This window comes from Cryobacterium zongtaii (assembly GCF_002909375.1).
Lineage (GTDB): Bacteria > Actinomycetota > Actinomycetes > Actinomycetales > Microbacteriaceae > Cryobacterium > Cryobacterium zongtaii.
In genome coordinates this window covers 149796-164017 of sequence record NZ_PPXD01000009.1, presented here as the reverse complement: position 1 = coordinate 164017, position 14222 = coordinate 149796, and the positions used below count along the sequence as shown (strand labels likewise).

Sequence of the window (14222 nt, the reverse complement as noted above, 5' to 3'; positions counted from 1 at the left end):
AAGTCTCAATCGGTTGAGTGGTCGGGGTGCTGCGTGTCGGCCGTGGGCCAGTTCCGAAGCGACGTGTCGATGGCGTCGAGCACCCGGGTCCAGCTCGAAGCCGCAGTGGGATTCGAGTGGTCGAAGCCGCCGCCGGACTCGAGCGCGACGAAGCCGTTGATGGCGCTGCCGAGTAGCCGCACACCGTGCACCTCGTCGTCGGGGCTGAGGCCGTAGCCGCTCACAATGGCCCGGGCTGAGCGGGCGATGAGCCCGCCCGCGCTCTGGGCGGCAGCCTCCGGCGATACGCGGCGCTGCGCCGCCTCCCACCGGCCGGGGTGGGCGATGGCGTAGTCGCGGTGGGCGTTCGCGAACGCGAACAGGGCGCTCCGGCCGGCCTTGCCGGGCAGGGCCTCGGCCAGACCGTCCGCGAGTTCCTGCAGGGCGAACGCGGCGGTGAGGTCGAGCAGGTCGTCGAGCCCCGAGATGTGCGAATAGATACTCGCCGGGCGCACGTCGAAGCGGCGGGCGAGGGCGGAGAGCGTCACGGCGGACAGTCCGGTCTCGTCGGCCAGTTCGGCGGCGGCCTTGACCAGCCGGGCTTCGGTCAATCCGGGACGCTTCATCAAATTTCCTAAGTCTCGCAGTTTATAAACTACAGACTATAGGTAATGCTCAGTCCCCGGGAAGCAGCGTGAACTCGACCCGGCCCCAGGCCGCCCCGTTCACCTGCACCTCGAGGGCGTGCACCCCCGGGTGGTAGCGCCGGGTGGTGATGGCCCGGAACGAGTGCGACCGGGCCAGCTGCACGGTCTCGCCGGCGGCCAGGGTCACCGTGGTGAGCTTGAAGGTCTTGCCGGTGAGGCTGCCATTGGCCTTCCGGTGGTGCATTACGTAGTCCACGGCGAGCCGGGCCGGTGCGTCGCCGGCGTTGCGGATGCTCACCGTGAACCCGATGGTGCCGCCGAAGTCCACGTCGGCCGCGTCGAGCACCGGACCGACCACGTGGACCTCTGCTGGGTGGAAGCCCAGCTGTGCGAGCGCCTGCGGGTGCCCCTTCTTCACCAGGGTGCGGAGCGCGTGGCGCACCAGCGGAACGGTGTTCGCATCCGGCGCAGCCAGCCAACCGGCGGTGGTGGCGACGACCAGGTCGGGCTGCTGCCGGCTGAGGTCGTTGAGGTGGTTGGCCACCGAGCGGCGCACCACCTCGTCCTCGTCGCGGTACAGGGCGTGCAGCACCGGCAAGGTCAGGGTGGGTTCGGCCAGGATGCCCGGCACCCGGATGGCCCAGGGCAGGAACGGCCGGGTGCCCTCTGAGGCCAGTCGGCGCACCGCCGGGTCGGTCGAGCCTGTCCAGCCGAGCACGATCGGCATCGCCCGGGCGAGGTCGTGGGTGAGCAGCGGCCGGATGGCGAACTCCGAGGTGAGCCGCGGGGTGAGCGCAGCGAGCATCCGCATGCCGTCGTCGAACGCGGCGTCGGTGCCGGCGTCGATGGCCTTGGCGGCCACTGCGCTGGTTACCGGCCAGATCAGCCAGCCGCTGAACGGCAGGGCGCCCTGCGCGGCGGCGCGGATGGTGCCGGCGAACGTGTCGTAGTCGCCGGGCAGGTCGGTCAGCAACGCATCGCGCAACAGGTCGCTCCGTTCCCTGAGTGACAGCGTGGCGATGGCGTCGGCGGCGGCGGGCAGCGCTGCGAGTTCGGCCGACGGGGCTGCGGCCTGGATCGCCGCGGTGAGCGCGCGGGCGGTCGGCACTCCGATGAGTTCGTCGGCGAAGGGCATAGGGCTCCTGGTGGTGGGCGGCACGATGGGAATCCAGCGTGGCACACGGCTAGTGGTGCGCGCACGACGCGATCGACGCGGCGACCAGTGCGGGGGCGGCTCCCGTGTCGCTAAAGGCGTAGTTCTTCTCGACTCGCCGTGGCTTCGGGCCGAACGAGCGGCGTTTCCCGAGATTCTCCGCCTTTACATTCGGGCGCGGCTGCGGATGACGCGGCGCGCTCGGGCGCGATGACCAGCGCTACCGCGCCCGCTCCGAGCACGAGTCCGACGAGGGTGGCGGGAGTGAACGGGTCGGCGAAGAGGATGCTGCCGGCGACGGCCGTGGTCGGCGCCACCAGGTACAGCAGGGCGTTAAGGGCAGTGATGCCGAGGCGGCGCAGCAGGTACCAGTAGAGCGCGTAGGCGATGAGGGTGGGGAACACGGCAATCAGCACCGTCGAGAGCCAGAAGTTCAGGGTGGCCGGCGGGGCGAGCGCCCCGGCAAGGGCGGCCAGAAGCGTCACGGCCACCAGCGTGATTGCGGCGTGGGTGGCAAGGGCGGCGAAGACGCCGAGCCGGGCCGGGGTGCGCCGCTCCAGGAAGGTCGCGGCGACGAGGCTGGCCAGCGCCACCAACGGCAGCAGGTAGGCGGGGGTGGGCGAGATCGACGTCGAAGCATCCGCCGCCACGATCAGGACCACTCCCACCGCACCGAGCGCCAGGCCCAGCCACTGCAGCGCCCGCACACGCAGCCCGAGCAGCGGTCCGACCAGGGTTGCCACGACCAGGGGCTGGATCGCGTCGATGAGGGCCGTCGTCCCGGCCGAGACTCCCGCGCCGACGGCCAAATAGACGGGCAGGATGTAGCCGAATTGGGCGAAGAGCCCGATGGTGAGGTGCGGGCGGATGTCGCGCCAGGCCGGGAACGTGCGTCGGTGAGCTCGAAGCCGACGATCTCGGAAGCGCAGCGCCACCATGCCGACCAGCAGGAGTGCCGCGACGACGAGGTACCGCCAAACCAGCACGGTCAGGGCCGGCGCCGCCTCCGTGCCGATCTTCGCGATGATGAACCCGGAACTCCAGGTCAGCACGAAGGCGGCCGAAGCCGCGACCAGAAGAAGTCGCTGAGGTATACCGATCTGTGTACTCATTCGATCGAGTATACAGAACGGTATAGTGGGGCCATGACCACCGAGAACTCGCCCGAGGCGATCCCGCACTACACCCCGGGGGCCGAGCGGCTGCTGGCCGCGGCGTCCGACCTCTTCTACCGGGAGGGTATCCACGCCGTGGGCGTCGACGCCATTGCCGCGGCGGCCGGGGTCACCAAGAAGACGCTCTACGACAGGTTCGGGTCGAAGGAGGCGCTGGCCGTGGCGTATCTCCGCGGGCGGGACGCTCGGTGGCGGGAGTTCCTGGAGCAGGGACTCGCGTTGCAGGCGCCCGGCAGCGTGGACCGTGTCCTCGCGGTGTTCGACATTTCGGCGCGCTGGGCCGTCGCCAACAGCAGCAAGGGCTGCAGCGCCATCAACGCGCGCGCCGAGACAGACGATGCGGCGCATCCGGTGGCCGTCGAAGCGATTCGCCAGAAGAAGTGGATGCGCGACGTGTTCGAGCGGCTCTGCCGGGACGCGGGCATCGCCGGTGCGGACCGGGTGGCCGACATTCTGATGCTGCTCTACGAGGGCGCCCTGGTGACCGTGGGGATGGGCACCTTCGCCGACCCGTTCGCGGCCGGACGCACGGCCGCGAACACGATTCTGCGAGGCGACGCCCCCTAGGGACGGTGCGTGGCCGCCTGGGCATGCGCAGCGTCCTGTCGGGCACTGGCTTCGCGCTCGGCCCGGTCGGCGGTTGAGGCGTCGTCCACGCTGAGCATCACGCCGCTGTCCCGCAGGGTGAACAGGTGCAGCAGAATCCGCCAGCGGCCGACCTCCCACTGGCGAGGCGGGATCTCCTCATCGTCCCAGGGCTCTGTCGGAGTTCCCAGATTCTGACTGAGCAGGGCAAGGATACGGTCATAGCCGAGCCTGGTTCCCGGATCGTTCGGGCTCGGCGCGTTGTACAGCTGCAGGTCGATGCCCAGGAAGTCACCCGCGTGGGACGTCCAGCTGGCGTAGACCTCGCCGCCGAACGACACCTCGAGGCGCCGGATATCGACCGGGCTCGGCCACGTCTCGCCGGCGGATGGGTCGTCGCCGGCGCTGTCGTCGGTGCCAGCGTCGGAGTCGACAGTCCGCACCCCCAGCGTCGCAAAGAGGTCGCCCACCGCAGCATCCGTCGCCGGCCAGGCGCCCCGGGTGACCGCAAGGACCAGCTCCACGGCCTGGGCCGGGTCGGGTGCCGGCGCATTCGCGGGCGACGCATCCGTCATGCGCACAGACTATGCCCACCGGTGTCGACTCGCGGCCCTAGCGCTCTGTGCCACCGTGCGTAGCGTGGACGACCTGAGCACTCCGACGAGAGGACTGTACCGATGAACGGCGCACCGATGAACGGCGCACCGATGAACGCACCGACCGGCATCCTGCGCGGCATGAGCAACGTGAGCTATTGGGCCGCAGACCACGCCGCCGCGACGGCCTGGTATACCGAGCTGTTGGGCATGGAGCCCTACTTTCAGATGCCAGGCTACGCGGAGTGGCGGGTGGGCGACTACGGCCACGAACTGGGGCTGATCGACGCCAGGTACGCCCCTCAGCCGGCAGCGGATGTGCCCGGTGGGGCGGTGCTCAACTGGCACGTCGACGACATCCGGGCGGCTCTGGACCGGCTGCTCGAGCTGGGCGCGACGATGCGCGAGGACATCCGGGAGCGCGGCGAGGGCTTCACGACGGCGGCCGTGGTGGACCCGTTCGGCAACGTGCTCGGCGTGATGACGAACCCGCACTACCTGCAGGTGCTCGCCGACGCCACCCCGGACGGAGAGGCGGCCCGCGCCGGGCATCCGGCGCCCTAAGGTGCGCGCCATATTAGGAGATAGCGAGTTTTCTAGGACGCAGTTGCCAAAAGCATCCTTGAAATCTCACTATTTCCTTATTGACGTGCGAACCCGGTCAGTCGAGCGCGGCCAGCTGCTGTCGCCGCGATGGCCTCCATCACCGCCACGGGGTCGCCCGCGACCTCGGTGCCGTCCTCGACCAGCCAGGCGATGAACGTGCCGGCCATCGGCGCGACGAGGGCGAATGCCACGGGCAGCGCCCCGGCCGGCATCCGCAGGGTGTGCCGCACCTACGCCAGGCAGCTGCCCGCCTGAGCAGCGCGCCCCGTCTGCCCGCCCCAGGGGGCGCGGGGACCAGACCAGCCCCGAGTCTCGCGGGAGTTCCGACGGTCGGCGGGAGTTTTCGTCAGTTCGCGGACAGCGCGGCGTAGAGGTCCACGGAGTTGCCATCGGGATCCAACAGGGTCGCGTAGCGCTGGCCCCAGTGCGCGTCCCACGGTTCGACATGGGCAACGTAACCGGCGGTGACCAGCTCGGCGAAGGCCGCATCCACCTCGGCCGGCGTGCCTTTGTCGAACGCGAGCGCGATGCGGTGGCCGCCCGTGGGTGCGATGTAGCCGGGGTCGAATCCGCGAATGGTCGCGATGGTGTCCCATGCCAGGCTCGTGCCGTCATCGAGTTTCGCGTCGACGTGCGGCGCATCGTCAAGTCCTTCCTCGATCCGCACGCCCAGCGCTCGATAAAAGGCCAGCGAAGCGGCCATGTCACCCGTCACGATCCCGATGAAACCCAGTTTTAGTGTCATGCCACCACCGTAGGAGACTTTGGCCGGCTGGGCACCTGCTACTGGGATGAGCCGCGGGTGGCCGATACTGTGAACGGACGGTCCATCCAGGCGTGTCGATTGGAGATCCTTGTCATGAGCACCGAACAAGGCCCGAGGCAGTTCTCCTTCACCGCTCCGATCGGAGTACTGGTGAAGGGCGAGATGTGGTCGTGTGTCGAAGTCCCGGGTTCGGTGGAGCTGTTCGGCACCGGTAAGGCCGTCCGGGTAGTGGCGCAGGTGGATGACCAGCCGGTGACGGCTGGCCTGATGCCCACCGGATCCGGTGGTCACATGCTCTCGATCAGCGCCAAGCTCCGCACGAAGCTCGGCAAAGAGGTCGGGGACGTCGTCGTCGTCCGGCTTTCAGAGCGGTTGACCTGAGGAGGATGCCAGTGGCCGCCAGCGAAAAGCTCGCAAAGGCTCAGAGCGAGCTCACCGACATCAACGTGCGAATCGACAACCACCCACTCAACAGCAGCGCGATGAAGGATGCGCGTGAGGTCGTTGCCGAGCACCGGGACGCGGGGAAGGATGCCGTCGAGGTCGCGCTCGCCGAACGCGGGCTGCCCAGTGCCGCAGCGCAAGGCAAGGCCCTCGTGCTCGGCGTCACGTCACTGTGGAACCTGAACCGCAAGCGCGTTGGTCTCGAAAACCGAATCCGCAGACTCGACCGCTTGTGATGTTGCGGCACTGGCGATGAAAATCCGACGAGGCGCGATCGACCTCCACATCACCGACACCGAAGGCTCTGGGCCTCCGGTCGTAATCCTTCACGGCCTGGCGGGCAGCAGCACCGAGATGGCTGCGACAGCTGCGGCTCTCGGCGATCACCGAGTGGTCACGGTTGACGCTCGAGGTCACGGACGCAGCACCCGCTTTCCGGACGACGTGTCGCGGGAGGCCCATGTGGCCGACGTGGTGTTCGTGATCGAGTCGGTGCTCGGGAGACCCGTTTCCCTTGTCGGCCAATCCATGGGCGGCCACACCGCCCTGCTCGTAGCGAGTGCCCGTCCCGATCTGGTGGAACGCCTCGTTCTCCTGGAAGCCGGGGTCGGCGGGGACGGCAACGATCGAAGCAGAAGCGACCTGCGTCGTTTCTTCACCTCCTGGCCGGTACCGTTCGGCAACGAAGCGCACGCGCGCGCATTCCTCGGTGACTCCCCGCTCGCACGCTCGTGGATTGCCGATCTCGAGATGCGGCCCGATGGCCTGTGGCCACGCTTCGATCCCGACGTCATGGTCGAGACCATCGCGCACGTGGACGCGCACCCGCGCTGGCCGGAGTGGTGCAGCCTCGATATCCCCACCCTCGCTGTCTTCGGTGCCGAGGGGATGTTCTCAGCCGCAGCGAAGGACGAATTCATGTCGCGTGGTTCACCACAAGTCACGCGGGTCGATTTCGACGGCGGAAGCCATGACGCCCATCTCGACGCATCCGCCGAGTGGATCACGGCTTTGCGTGCGTTCCTCGTGCGGGTTTAGCTGGCGATGGCGGGGATGATGGCGCCGGAGAAGACCTGCCAGGCCAGTGCCGTTTTCGCCACCAGGCTCAGGGTGATGTAGGTGCGTTCGCCCTGCAGGTAGCTCTTCCACTTGCCCACCTGCTTGTACTGCAGCCACTGGTTGATGGCGAACGTGTTGAAGAACACGAACAGCGAGATGACGATGCCGACGACGAAGCCGGGGGCCGCAACGTCGCTGGCGCTGCCCGGGCGCAGGAAGTAGATCAGGATCAGGATCCACGGAACGATGCCGACCATGGAACCGAAGATGAAGGGCAGCATCCCGCCCGTCCCCGGTTGCTCATACTTCTCCTGCAGGGCTCCGAACATGATCATGGCCGCGTTGACCGCGAAGACGGCGCACAGCGCTCCGATATCGGTCACACCATTGATCGCCAGGATCAGCCAGATCATGATCGATGAACTCAGGGAGTACTCGACCCACCGGAAGTAGTTGTGGTTGTTCAGCAACCCGGTCTTGTAGCGGTTGAAGAACCAGGGGCTGGAGATGAGGAAATGGAAGAAGGCGCTCAGCGCGAGGAAGGCCACCACGCCGACGCCGATGTTCACCTCGAAGAGCGTGACCCGCTCCGGCGGGATCGGCACCCCGGGCGGGCCGGCCAGGTAGTCCGTGGTGACAGCGAACAGAACCTGCGAACTCAGCATCGTGAGAATCACCGCAAACCCGATGGCCTGAATCAGGTGGAGGCTTCCCGCGACGACGTTGTAGATGCGCAGCCGGTCGATCTGCTGGTCCGGCGTGTAGTCCCTCTTGGCCATGGGCCGACTCCTTTGCATCCGGCGGGCGTCACGCGCCCGTGTGGTCATCTTGGCACTTCCCAGGGGCTATCGCGGCCGTCGGGCGATCACCGGGCTGAGGCTCGCCACCTCGTCCGGTGTGGCATCGCGGAACATCTCGGCTCCGGTCGGCTCGACCGCTCGCCGCCCCTGCCCGCGGGTGGCGATGAGGCTGGCGCCGACCGCCGTGGCGAGGATCACGAGGATGACGGCTAACGAGACGGTGGTGGGGACCTTGACCAGGTCGTGCAGCGCCATTTTGACGCCGACCCAGATGAGGATGGCCGCCAACCCGATCTTGAGGTAGATGAAGCGGTGGATGAGATCAGCCAACAGGAAGTACATGGCGCGCAACCCCAGGATGGCGAAGGCGTTCGCGGTGAACACCAGGAATGCCTCGTCGGTGACGGCGAAGATCGCGGGGATCGAGTCGATGGCGAAAATGATGTCGGTGAACTCAATGAGCACCAGCACCGCCAAGAGAGGTGTCGCCACGAGTGCCCCGCCGGCTCGCACGAGGAGCCGCTGCCCGTAAAAGACGTCGGTCGTGGGGACGAATCGGCGGAAGGCTCGGTAGATGCGCGACTGGGTGGGGTCGGCGTGTTCGTTGCGGCGGCGCAGCATCTGAATGCCGGTGACCACCAGGAGGGCGGCGAAAACGTAGAGGATCCATCCGAAGCTCTCGATGAGCGTGGTGCCCGCAGCGATGAAGATGCCGCGAAACACCAATGCACCCAATACGCCGAGGAAGAGGATGCGGTGCTGGTACTTGGCCGGCACACCGAAGCTGGCGAAAATGATGGCCCACACGAACACGTTGTCGATGGCCAGCGACTTTTCGATGAGGAAGCCGGCGAAATACTGCTGACCCAGCTCGCTGCCGAAGAGCAGCCAGATGATCACACCGAAGCTGATCCCCGAGACAACCCAGAAGATCGACCACCCGGCCGCTTCCCTCAAGCCGATGACGTGGGCGGTGCGGTGGGCCACGAGGTCGATGGCCAGCATCACGAGGATGACGGCAAAGACGGAAAGCCAAGCCCAGAGCGGAACATTCACGGTAAGCACCCTTCCGAGAGGACGCACGGTGCGTCGTCTCGGAGGTCTTTCCCGCTCGGGTCGAGCTCACATCACCGAGCCGTGGGGCCGTACTGGCGACGATGTGATTCGGGGATACTCCCCTCCTGGCAATTATCAGATCATGGGTTTTCCCGACCCGTCAAGAGGTCTGGATCAGAGTTTGCCGAGCGCCGCTGGAACCGAGTCCAGCATGACGGTCACCGAACCGACACCGGCGCCCAGCTCCACCTCGGCGGACCCGACCGGGGTCGTCATTCGATACCGACCGGCGAAGCCGCGCACCATGACGACGCCGTCGGCATCCGTCGTCGTGCGCGTCTCGGGGTGCCACCACTCTCCGCGCACCAGGCCCTGCAGCGCATCGTAGGCGGGCTTCTTGCTGCCGTCGCGGCGGATCAGCCCCGAGGGAGCCCCGAGCCAGGCCCCGTGATCGGTCAGGCCCCAGTAGGTCAGCGACTCCACCGCGGGGTGGGACACCACCGTGCGGTAGTGCCGCACGATCTCGTCGGCCTGGCGGGCCTCGCCCTCGGGCGTCGACGGCCACGATTCCGGCTGGAAGTCGTTGAGGTCCACGATCTCCGGGGGCATCAGGTCGCCCGACAGCAACGTCGTCTCGGTCAGCTGCAGGGGCAGCCCGAAGCGGGCGAACCGCTCGAGAATCCCCCACACCTGCTCTTCGCCCCGGTAGCCCTGATGCATGTGAGTCTGCAGCCCGATAGCGTCGATCCGGATGCCCGCCGTCAGGCAGTCCTCGATCACGTGTTCGTAATCGGCGGACAGGTCGAAGTCGTTGAGGACGAGCCGGGCGTTCGGGTTCGCTGCCCGTGCCTCCTCGAACGCCAGCCGCACCATCCCGACCCGGCCGCGGCACTGGGCCAACCGGGTCACGGCGTTGTCCTCAGCGGTGAAGACGGGCAGGATCACGACCTCGTTGACCGCATCCCACAGGTCCACAACACCCGCGAAGTCGGTCACCTCGCGCCGGATGCGCTCCCGGATGGTCTTCTCGACCTCCGCGTCGTCGAGGGATAGCAGCCACTCGGGGGCCAGGGTGTGCCAGAGCAGCGGATGGCCCTTGACGGTGACCCCGCGCTCGGCGAACCACTCGGCGGTTCGACGCAGCCGAGTCGTGTCGGGTTGACCCTGCACCGGCTCGAAGCCGCGCCAGTAGAAGGGCAGCGTCATGGTGTTGAACAGACCCAGCCAGGCCTCAGCCAGGGCTTCCGGTTCGGGCGGTGCGTCACCCGATCCAGGCGGGCCGCCGAGCAAGTCGATGAAGTCGAAGCCGATGTTGCCGAACCCGAACGCGTGCCGGGTCTGCTCGACAGACGCTTCCGCGCCGGCGATCGGCCGCCCCTGGGAATCGACCAGCCGAACACGGGCATCAGCGATGCGGTGAGTGAAGTCAGGCATGCGTGGAAACCTTCAGAGTTTGCGAATCGCCGGCGGAACGAAGAACACAACTGTGGGCGGTGACCGCCCGGTCACGGTCGAACATACCTGAAACGTACCGTGACCAGGCCCGGACCATCCGGCTCGCTCAGGCCTAGTTGAAGACCATCCCACCGTCGACCACGATCGACTGGCCGGTGATGTAGTTGGAGTCGGGGCCGGCCAGGAAGGAGACGACTCCGGCGACCTCGGCGGTTTCAGACAAGCGGTCGAGGGCGATGCCCTTGGTGAACTGTTCCCAGCCCCACGCTTCAGGCTTGTCGTTGTCGGTCGCCAGCTTCTTCGCCAGGTTCTCCATCAGGGGCGTCTTCACGATGCCGGGGGCGAAGGTATTGACCGTGATGCCGAACGGCGCCAGGTCCCGGGCGGCGGTCTGGGACAGTCCGCGAAGGGCGAACTTCGTCGACGAATACAACGCGAGGCCGGGGTTGCCGATGTGGCCGGCCTGGGAGGCGGCGCTGATGATCTTTCCACCGTGGCCGAGTTCCTTGAACGCCTTAGTGGCAGCCTGGATGCCCCACACCGCGCCGTTGAAGTTGATGGAGAAGATCTTCGCGATACTCTCCTCGGTGATCTCCTCGATGGGAGAGGTCGGGGCGATGCCGGCGTTGTTGACGATCACGTCGAAGCCACCCAGTTCGGTGACGGCCTGCGCGACCGCGGCGAAGACGCTGTCTCGGTCGGAGACGTTGACGTGCACCGCGATTGCTCCGCCGGCCGTGCCACCGAGCGATTCGGCGACGGCGGCGGCGGTCTCGAGGTTCAGGTCGGCGATGGCCACCTTGAAGCCGTCAGCGTGCAGCCGCTCCGCGACCGTCCGCCCGATTCCCTGTCCGCCACCGGTGATGAGTGCGACTTTTCCATTCTCCGTGCGTGCCATGATCGTGCTTCCTATCTTCATTGTTCGAAACCTGTCGGCGGGTCGATGACAAAGTCACAACCGGACAGGCGGGAGGCGCAGCTAGATCAGCGTTTGCTTCTCGAGCTGCTCATAGGTCTGGGTGGCGTCGAGCAGGTTGGTCCAGAGCACGGCGCGACCCGCGGCGCGGGACTTCTTCACGTCGATGATGCGCTGGTTGCTGCTTCCGCGGAATTGCAGCTTGAAGTCTTTCTTGGCGAGGTCGAATCGGCCATCCACGAGGATGTCTATCTGGTCGAGCAGTTCCAGCTTGTCGGGGCTGTCGAGCAGCAGCTCTTCGTAGGAATACCCGGTCCACGACCAGATGTCCTTGGCTTGGCCGAAGGTCGCCCGCACCCGGCGCACCAGGGAGAGGCACACCCCGGTGTTGATGAAGGGTTCCCCGCCCAGCAGGGTGAGGCCCTGCACGTACGGTTGGGCCAGGTCGGCAAGGATCCGATCCTCGAGCTCGACCGTGTACGGCGTGCCATAGCGGAAGTTCCAGGTGGCCTCGTTGAAGCAGCCTTCGCAGGCGAACAGGCATCCGCTCACATAGAGGCTGCAGCGCACCCCCTCGCCGTCGACGAACATGAACGGTTTGTAGTCACCGATGAAGCCCTGGCTGAGCTTGTCGGATAGCCACTCGCCGGGATTCGGGTTCCGCATAACGGCTGCCTACAGGGAGCCGCTGACGCCGGTGGCGCCGGCCATGTGCTTGACCCGGGAAACGATCTCCTGGTGGCGACCGTGCACCATCGGGCGGGCCTGCGGGTTGCCGAGGTAACCGCAGGTGCGCTTGACCACGTCGCAGCTGGCCGGGTCGTCGTTGCCGCAATCCGGGCAGGCGAAACCACGCTCGGTGGGGGTGAAGTCGCCGGAGAAGTCGCACTTGTAGCAGCGGTCGATGGGGGTGTTGGTACCCAGGTAGCCGACCCGGTCGTAGGCGTAGTCCCAGACGGCTTCGAGCGCCTTGGGGTTCTGCTGCAGCACCGGGTACTCGCAGTAGTGGATGAAACCGCCGGAGGAGAACACCGGGTAGTCCTTCTCGAAGTCGAGCTTTTCGAACGGGGTCGGGTTCTTGCGCACGTCGTAGTGGAAGCTGTTGGTGTAGTAATCCTTGTCGGTGATGTTCTCCACCGACCCGAACTTGACCTTGTCGAGGCGGGAGAACCGGTCGGTCAGGCTCTCGCTCGGGGTCGAATAGACGCTGAACTGGTAGCCGTACTCGGCGCTCCACGCCTTGGTGTGCGCGTCGAGGGTCTTGAGGATGTCGAGGGTGAAGGCCTTCGCCTCGGCGTCGCCCTCCCAGGCGCCGCCGAAGAAGGCCGCGGCCACCTCGTAGAGGCCGATGTAGCCGAGGGACACCGTGGAGCGGCCGTCCTTGAAGAGGGCGTCGACCGAGTCGGTGCGCGCCAGTTGTTGGCCGAAGGCGCCGTAGACGTAGAGGATCGGGGCGTTCGCAGGGGTCGCCTGCTTGCACCGTTCGATGCGGTAGACCAGGGCGTCGCGGGTGATCAACAGACGCTCCTCGAGGATGCTCCAGAACTTCGCCCGGTCCCCGGCGGCCTCCAGCGCGATGCGCGGCAGGTTCACCGTCACCACGCCCAGGTTCATCCGGCCCTCGGAGACATCGTTGCCGTCAGCGTCGGTCCAACCCTGCAGGAAGGATCGGCAGCCCATCGGCACCTTGAAGCTGCCGGTGATCTCGACGAGTTTGTCGTAGCTGAGCACGTCCGGGTACATCCGCTTGGTCGAGCACTCCAGCGCAAGCTGCTTGATGTCGTAGTTCGGGTCGCCCTCAGCGAGGTTGAGGTCGCGCTTTAGCGTGAAGATCAGTTTGGGGAAGATGGCGGTGCGCTTCTCGCTGCCCAGGCCGTCGATGCGGATCTGCAGGATTGCCCGCTGAATCTCCCGCTCGAACCAGTCGGTGCCCAGGCCGAAGCCCAGCGACACGAACGGGGTCTGCCCGTTCGAGGTGAACAGGGTGTTGATCTCGTACTCGAGGCTCTGCATCGCGTCATAGATGTCCTTGCGGGTCTTCTCCTCCGCATAGGCGTGGTGCTTGGTCTGATCGCCGATCCACCGTTCCGCATCGGCAAGGTGCTTGGCGAAGTTGGCGCGGGCGTACGGAGCCAGCAGCTCGTCGGTGCGGTTGGCGGAGCATCCGCCGTACTGGCTGGACGCCACGTTGGCGATGATCTGCGAGATCTGCGCGGTGGCAGTCTGAATGGAGCGGGGCGGCTCGACGTCGGCGTTGCCGATGCGGAAACCCCGGCTGAGCATGCCCGTGAAGTCGATCAGGCAGCAGTTGGTCATCGGCGCGTATGGGCTGTAGTCCAGGTCGTGAAAGTGGATGTCGCCCTTCTGGTGCGCGTTGGACACGTGCGGCGGCAGCATCTTGTGGCCGATGGCCTTGCCCACGGCCCCGGCGGTGAGGTCGCGCTGGGTGTTGAAGACGTCGCTGTCTTTGTTGGCGTTCTCGTTCACCACCGAGGAGTCTTTGCTGAGCAGGTTGATGATCGAGTGGTTGATGTCGGTGGACTTGCTGCGGGCGAAGTCGCGCTGGGTGCGGTAACCGATGTACTTCTCGGCGAGGTCATATTCGTGGCTTTCGAGCAGCGCGTGCTCCACGATGTTCTGCACCTCGTAGATCTTGATGTCGGTGCTGAAGCGGCCGGCGATCTCCCGGTTGACGGCGGCGACGATATCGACGATCGCCCGGTGCACCAGCGGGGTCATTTCGGTGTGAATCTCCACCGCGGCCTTGACCAGCGCCTCGTAGACCTTGGTGTCATCGAAGTCCACCCGGCGGCCGTCGCGTTTGACGACCTGGATGGCGACGGTGTCGACGCGGGTGGCGGAGGTCTGGGCCGGGGCGCTGATGCTTGGATTCACGCCTTCAGCATAGGGACGCCAGGGCGCCGAAATCACTACATTTGGGTGCCCTTGGTCCCTAGCGCCGCTATATGTAGTGGTCGAGTAGGA

Annotated in this window: 17 protein-coding genes; 5 read left to right on the top strand and 12 right to left on the bottom strand. The window is 66.5% G+C overall.

Going from position 1 to position 14222, the window contains the following annotated elements; genetic code table 11:
* Positions 1-5: 5 nt before the first annotated feature.
* The 3 genes from C3B61_RS08920 to C3B61_RS08910 form a co-directional block, all read right to left on the bottom strand.
* A complete protein-coding gene (locus tag C3B61_RS08920; protein WP_103460288.1) occupies positions 6-605 on the bottom strand; it encodes a TetR/AcrR family transcriptional regulator in 600 nt (199 codons plus the stop codon).
* A gap of 49 nt (positions 606-654) precedes the next feature.
* Positions 655-1761, bottom strand: coding sequence for a DNA alkylation repair protein (locus C3B61_RS08915; RefSeq protein WP_103460287.1), 1107 nt, complete (start codon positions 1759-1761; stop codon positions 655-657).
* Between the two features lie 110 nt (positions 1762-1871).
* A complete protein-coding gene (locus C3B61_RS08910) occupies positions 1872-2891 on the bottom strand; it encodes a DMT family transporter (RefSeq protein WP_103460286.1) in 1020 nt (339 codons plus the stop codon).
* A 33-nt stretch (positions 2892-2924) separates the two neighbouring features.
* Between C3B61_RS08910 and C3B61_RS08905 the strand changes: the two genes are divergently transcribed.
* Complete coding sequence (locus tag C3B61_RS08905; protein WP_103460285.1) at positions 2925-3521, top strand: TetR/AcrR family transcriptional regulator; 597 nt, start codon at positions 2925-2927, stop codon at positions 3519-3521.
* Here C3B61_RS08905 and C3B61_RS08900 read toward each other — a convergent pair.
* Complete coding sequence (locus C3B61_RS08900) at positions 3518-4114, bottom strand: hypothetical protein (RefSeq protein WP_103460284.1); 597 nt, start codon at positions 4112-4114, stop codon at positions 3518-3520. The two genes, C3B61_RS08905 and C3B61_RS08900, sit on opposite strands and share 4 nt — an antisense overlap.
* Before the next feature lie 102 nt (positions 4115-4216).
* Between C3B61_RS08900 and C3B61_RS08895 the strand changes: the two genes are divergently transcribed.
* The gene (locus C3B61_RS08895) at positions 4217-4699 is read left to right on the top strand and encodes a VOC family protein (protein WP_244285890.1); all 483 of its coding nucleotides are present in this window, start codon (positions 4217-4219) and stop codon (positions 4697-4699) included.
* Positions 4700-4776: 77 nt separating this feature from the next.
* On the opposite strand, the gene C3B61_RS19420 is transcribed toward C3B61_RS08895, so the two are convergent.
* Both C3B61_RS19420 and C3B61_RS08890 read right to left on the bottom strand, forming a co-directional pair.
* On the bottom strand, positions 4777-4971 hold the full coding sequence (locus C3B61_RS19420) for a biotin/lipoyl attachment domain-containing protein (protein ID WP_133160250.1): 195 nt from the start codon (positions 4969-4971) through the stop codon (positions 4777-4779).
* Positions 4972-5087: 116 nt separating this feature from the next.
* Complete coding sequence (locus C3B61_RS08890; RefSeq protein WP_103460283.1) at positions 5088-5486, bottom strand: VOC family protein; 399 nt, start codon at positions 5484-5486, stop codon at positions 5088-5090.
* A 57-nt stretch (positions 5487-5543) separates the two neighbouring features.
* Between C3B61_RS08890 and C3B61_RS08885 the strand changes: the two genes are divergently transcribed.
* The 3 genes from C3B61_RS08885 to C3B61_RS08875 are packed head-to-tail and all read left to right on the top strand — an operon-like array spanning position 5544 to position 6989.
* Positions 5544-5888, top strand: coding sequence for a DUF1905 domain-containing protein (locus C3B61_RS08885; protein ID WP_244285889.1), 345 nt, complete (start codon positions 5544-5546; stop codon positions 5886-5888).
* Positions 5889-5899: 11 nt separating this feature from the next.
* The gene (locus C3B61_RS08880; RefSeq protein ID WP_103460281.1) at positions 5900-6187 is read left to right on the top strand and encodes a hypothetical protein; all 288 of its coding nucleotides are present in this window, start codon (positions 5900-5902) and stop codon (positions 6185-6187) included.
* 16 nt (positions 6188-6203) lie between these two features.
* Positions 6204-6989 carry an alpha/beta fold hydrolase gene (locus tag C3B61_RS08875; RefSeq protein WP_103460280.1) on the top strand — a complete coding sequence of 262 codons (786 nt, stop codon included), beginning with the start codon at positions 6204-6206 and terminating at the stop codon, positions 6987-6989.
* On the opposite strand, the gene heR is transcribed toward C3B61_RS08875, so the two are convergent.
* The 6 genes from heR to nrdD form a co-directional block, all read right to left on the bottom strand.
* Entirely contained in the window at positions 6986-7789 is an 804-nt protein-coding gene (gene heR, locus C3B61_RS08870; RefSeq protein WP_103460279.1) for a heliorhodopsin HeR, read from the bottom strand. The two genes, C3B61_RS08875 and heR, sit on opposite strands and share 4 nt — an antisense overlap.
* 66 nt (positions 7790-7855) lie before the next feature.
* A complete protein-coding gene (locus C3B61_RS08865; RefSeq protein ID WP_103460278.1) occupies positions 7856-8866 on the bottom strand; it encodes a TerC family protein in 1011 nt (336 codons plus the stop codon).
* A gap of 174 nt (positions 8867-9040) precedes the next feature.
* Entirely contained in the window at positions 9041-10300 is a 1260-nt protein-coding gene (locus C3B61_RS08860) for an endo-1,4-beta-xylanase (RefSeq protein ID WP_103460277.1), read from the bottom strand.
* 133 nt (positions 10301-10433) lie between these two features.
* Entirely contained in the window at positions 10434-11219 is a 786-nt protein-coding gene (locus tag C3B61_RS08855) for a (S)-acetoin forming diacetyl reductase (protein ID WP_103430833.1), read from the bottom strand.
* Positions 11220-11300: 81 nt separating this feature from the next.
* A complete protein-coding gene (nrdG, locus tag C3B61_RS08850; protein ID WP_103460276.1) occupies positions 11301-11903 on the bottom strand; it encodes an anaerobic ribonucleoside-triphosphate reductase activating protein in 603 nt (200 codons plus the stop codon).
* A 9-nt stretch (positions 11904-11912) separates the two neighbouring features.
* Complete coding sequence (gene nrdD, locus C3B61_RS08845; RefSeq protein WP_174776352.1) at positions 11913-14132, bottom strand: anaerobic ribonucleoside-triphosphate reductase; 2220 nt, start codon at positions 14130-14132, stop codon at positions 11913-11915.
* Positions 14133-14222 lie beyond the last annotated feature (90 nt).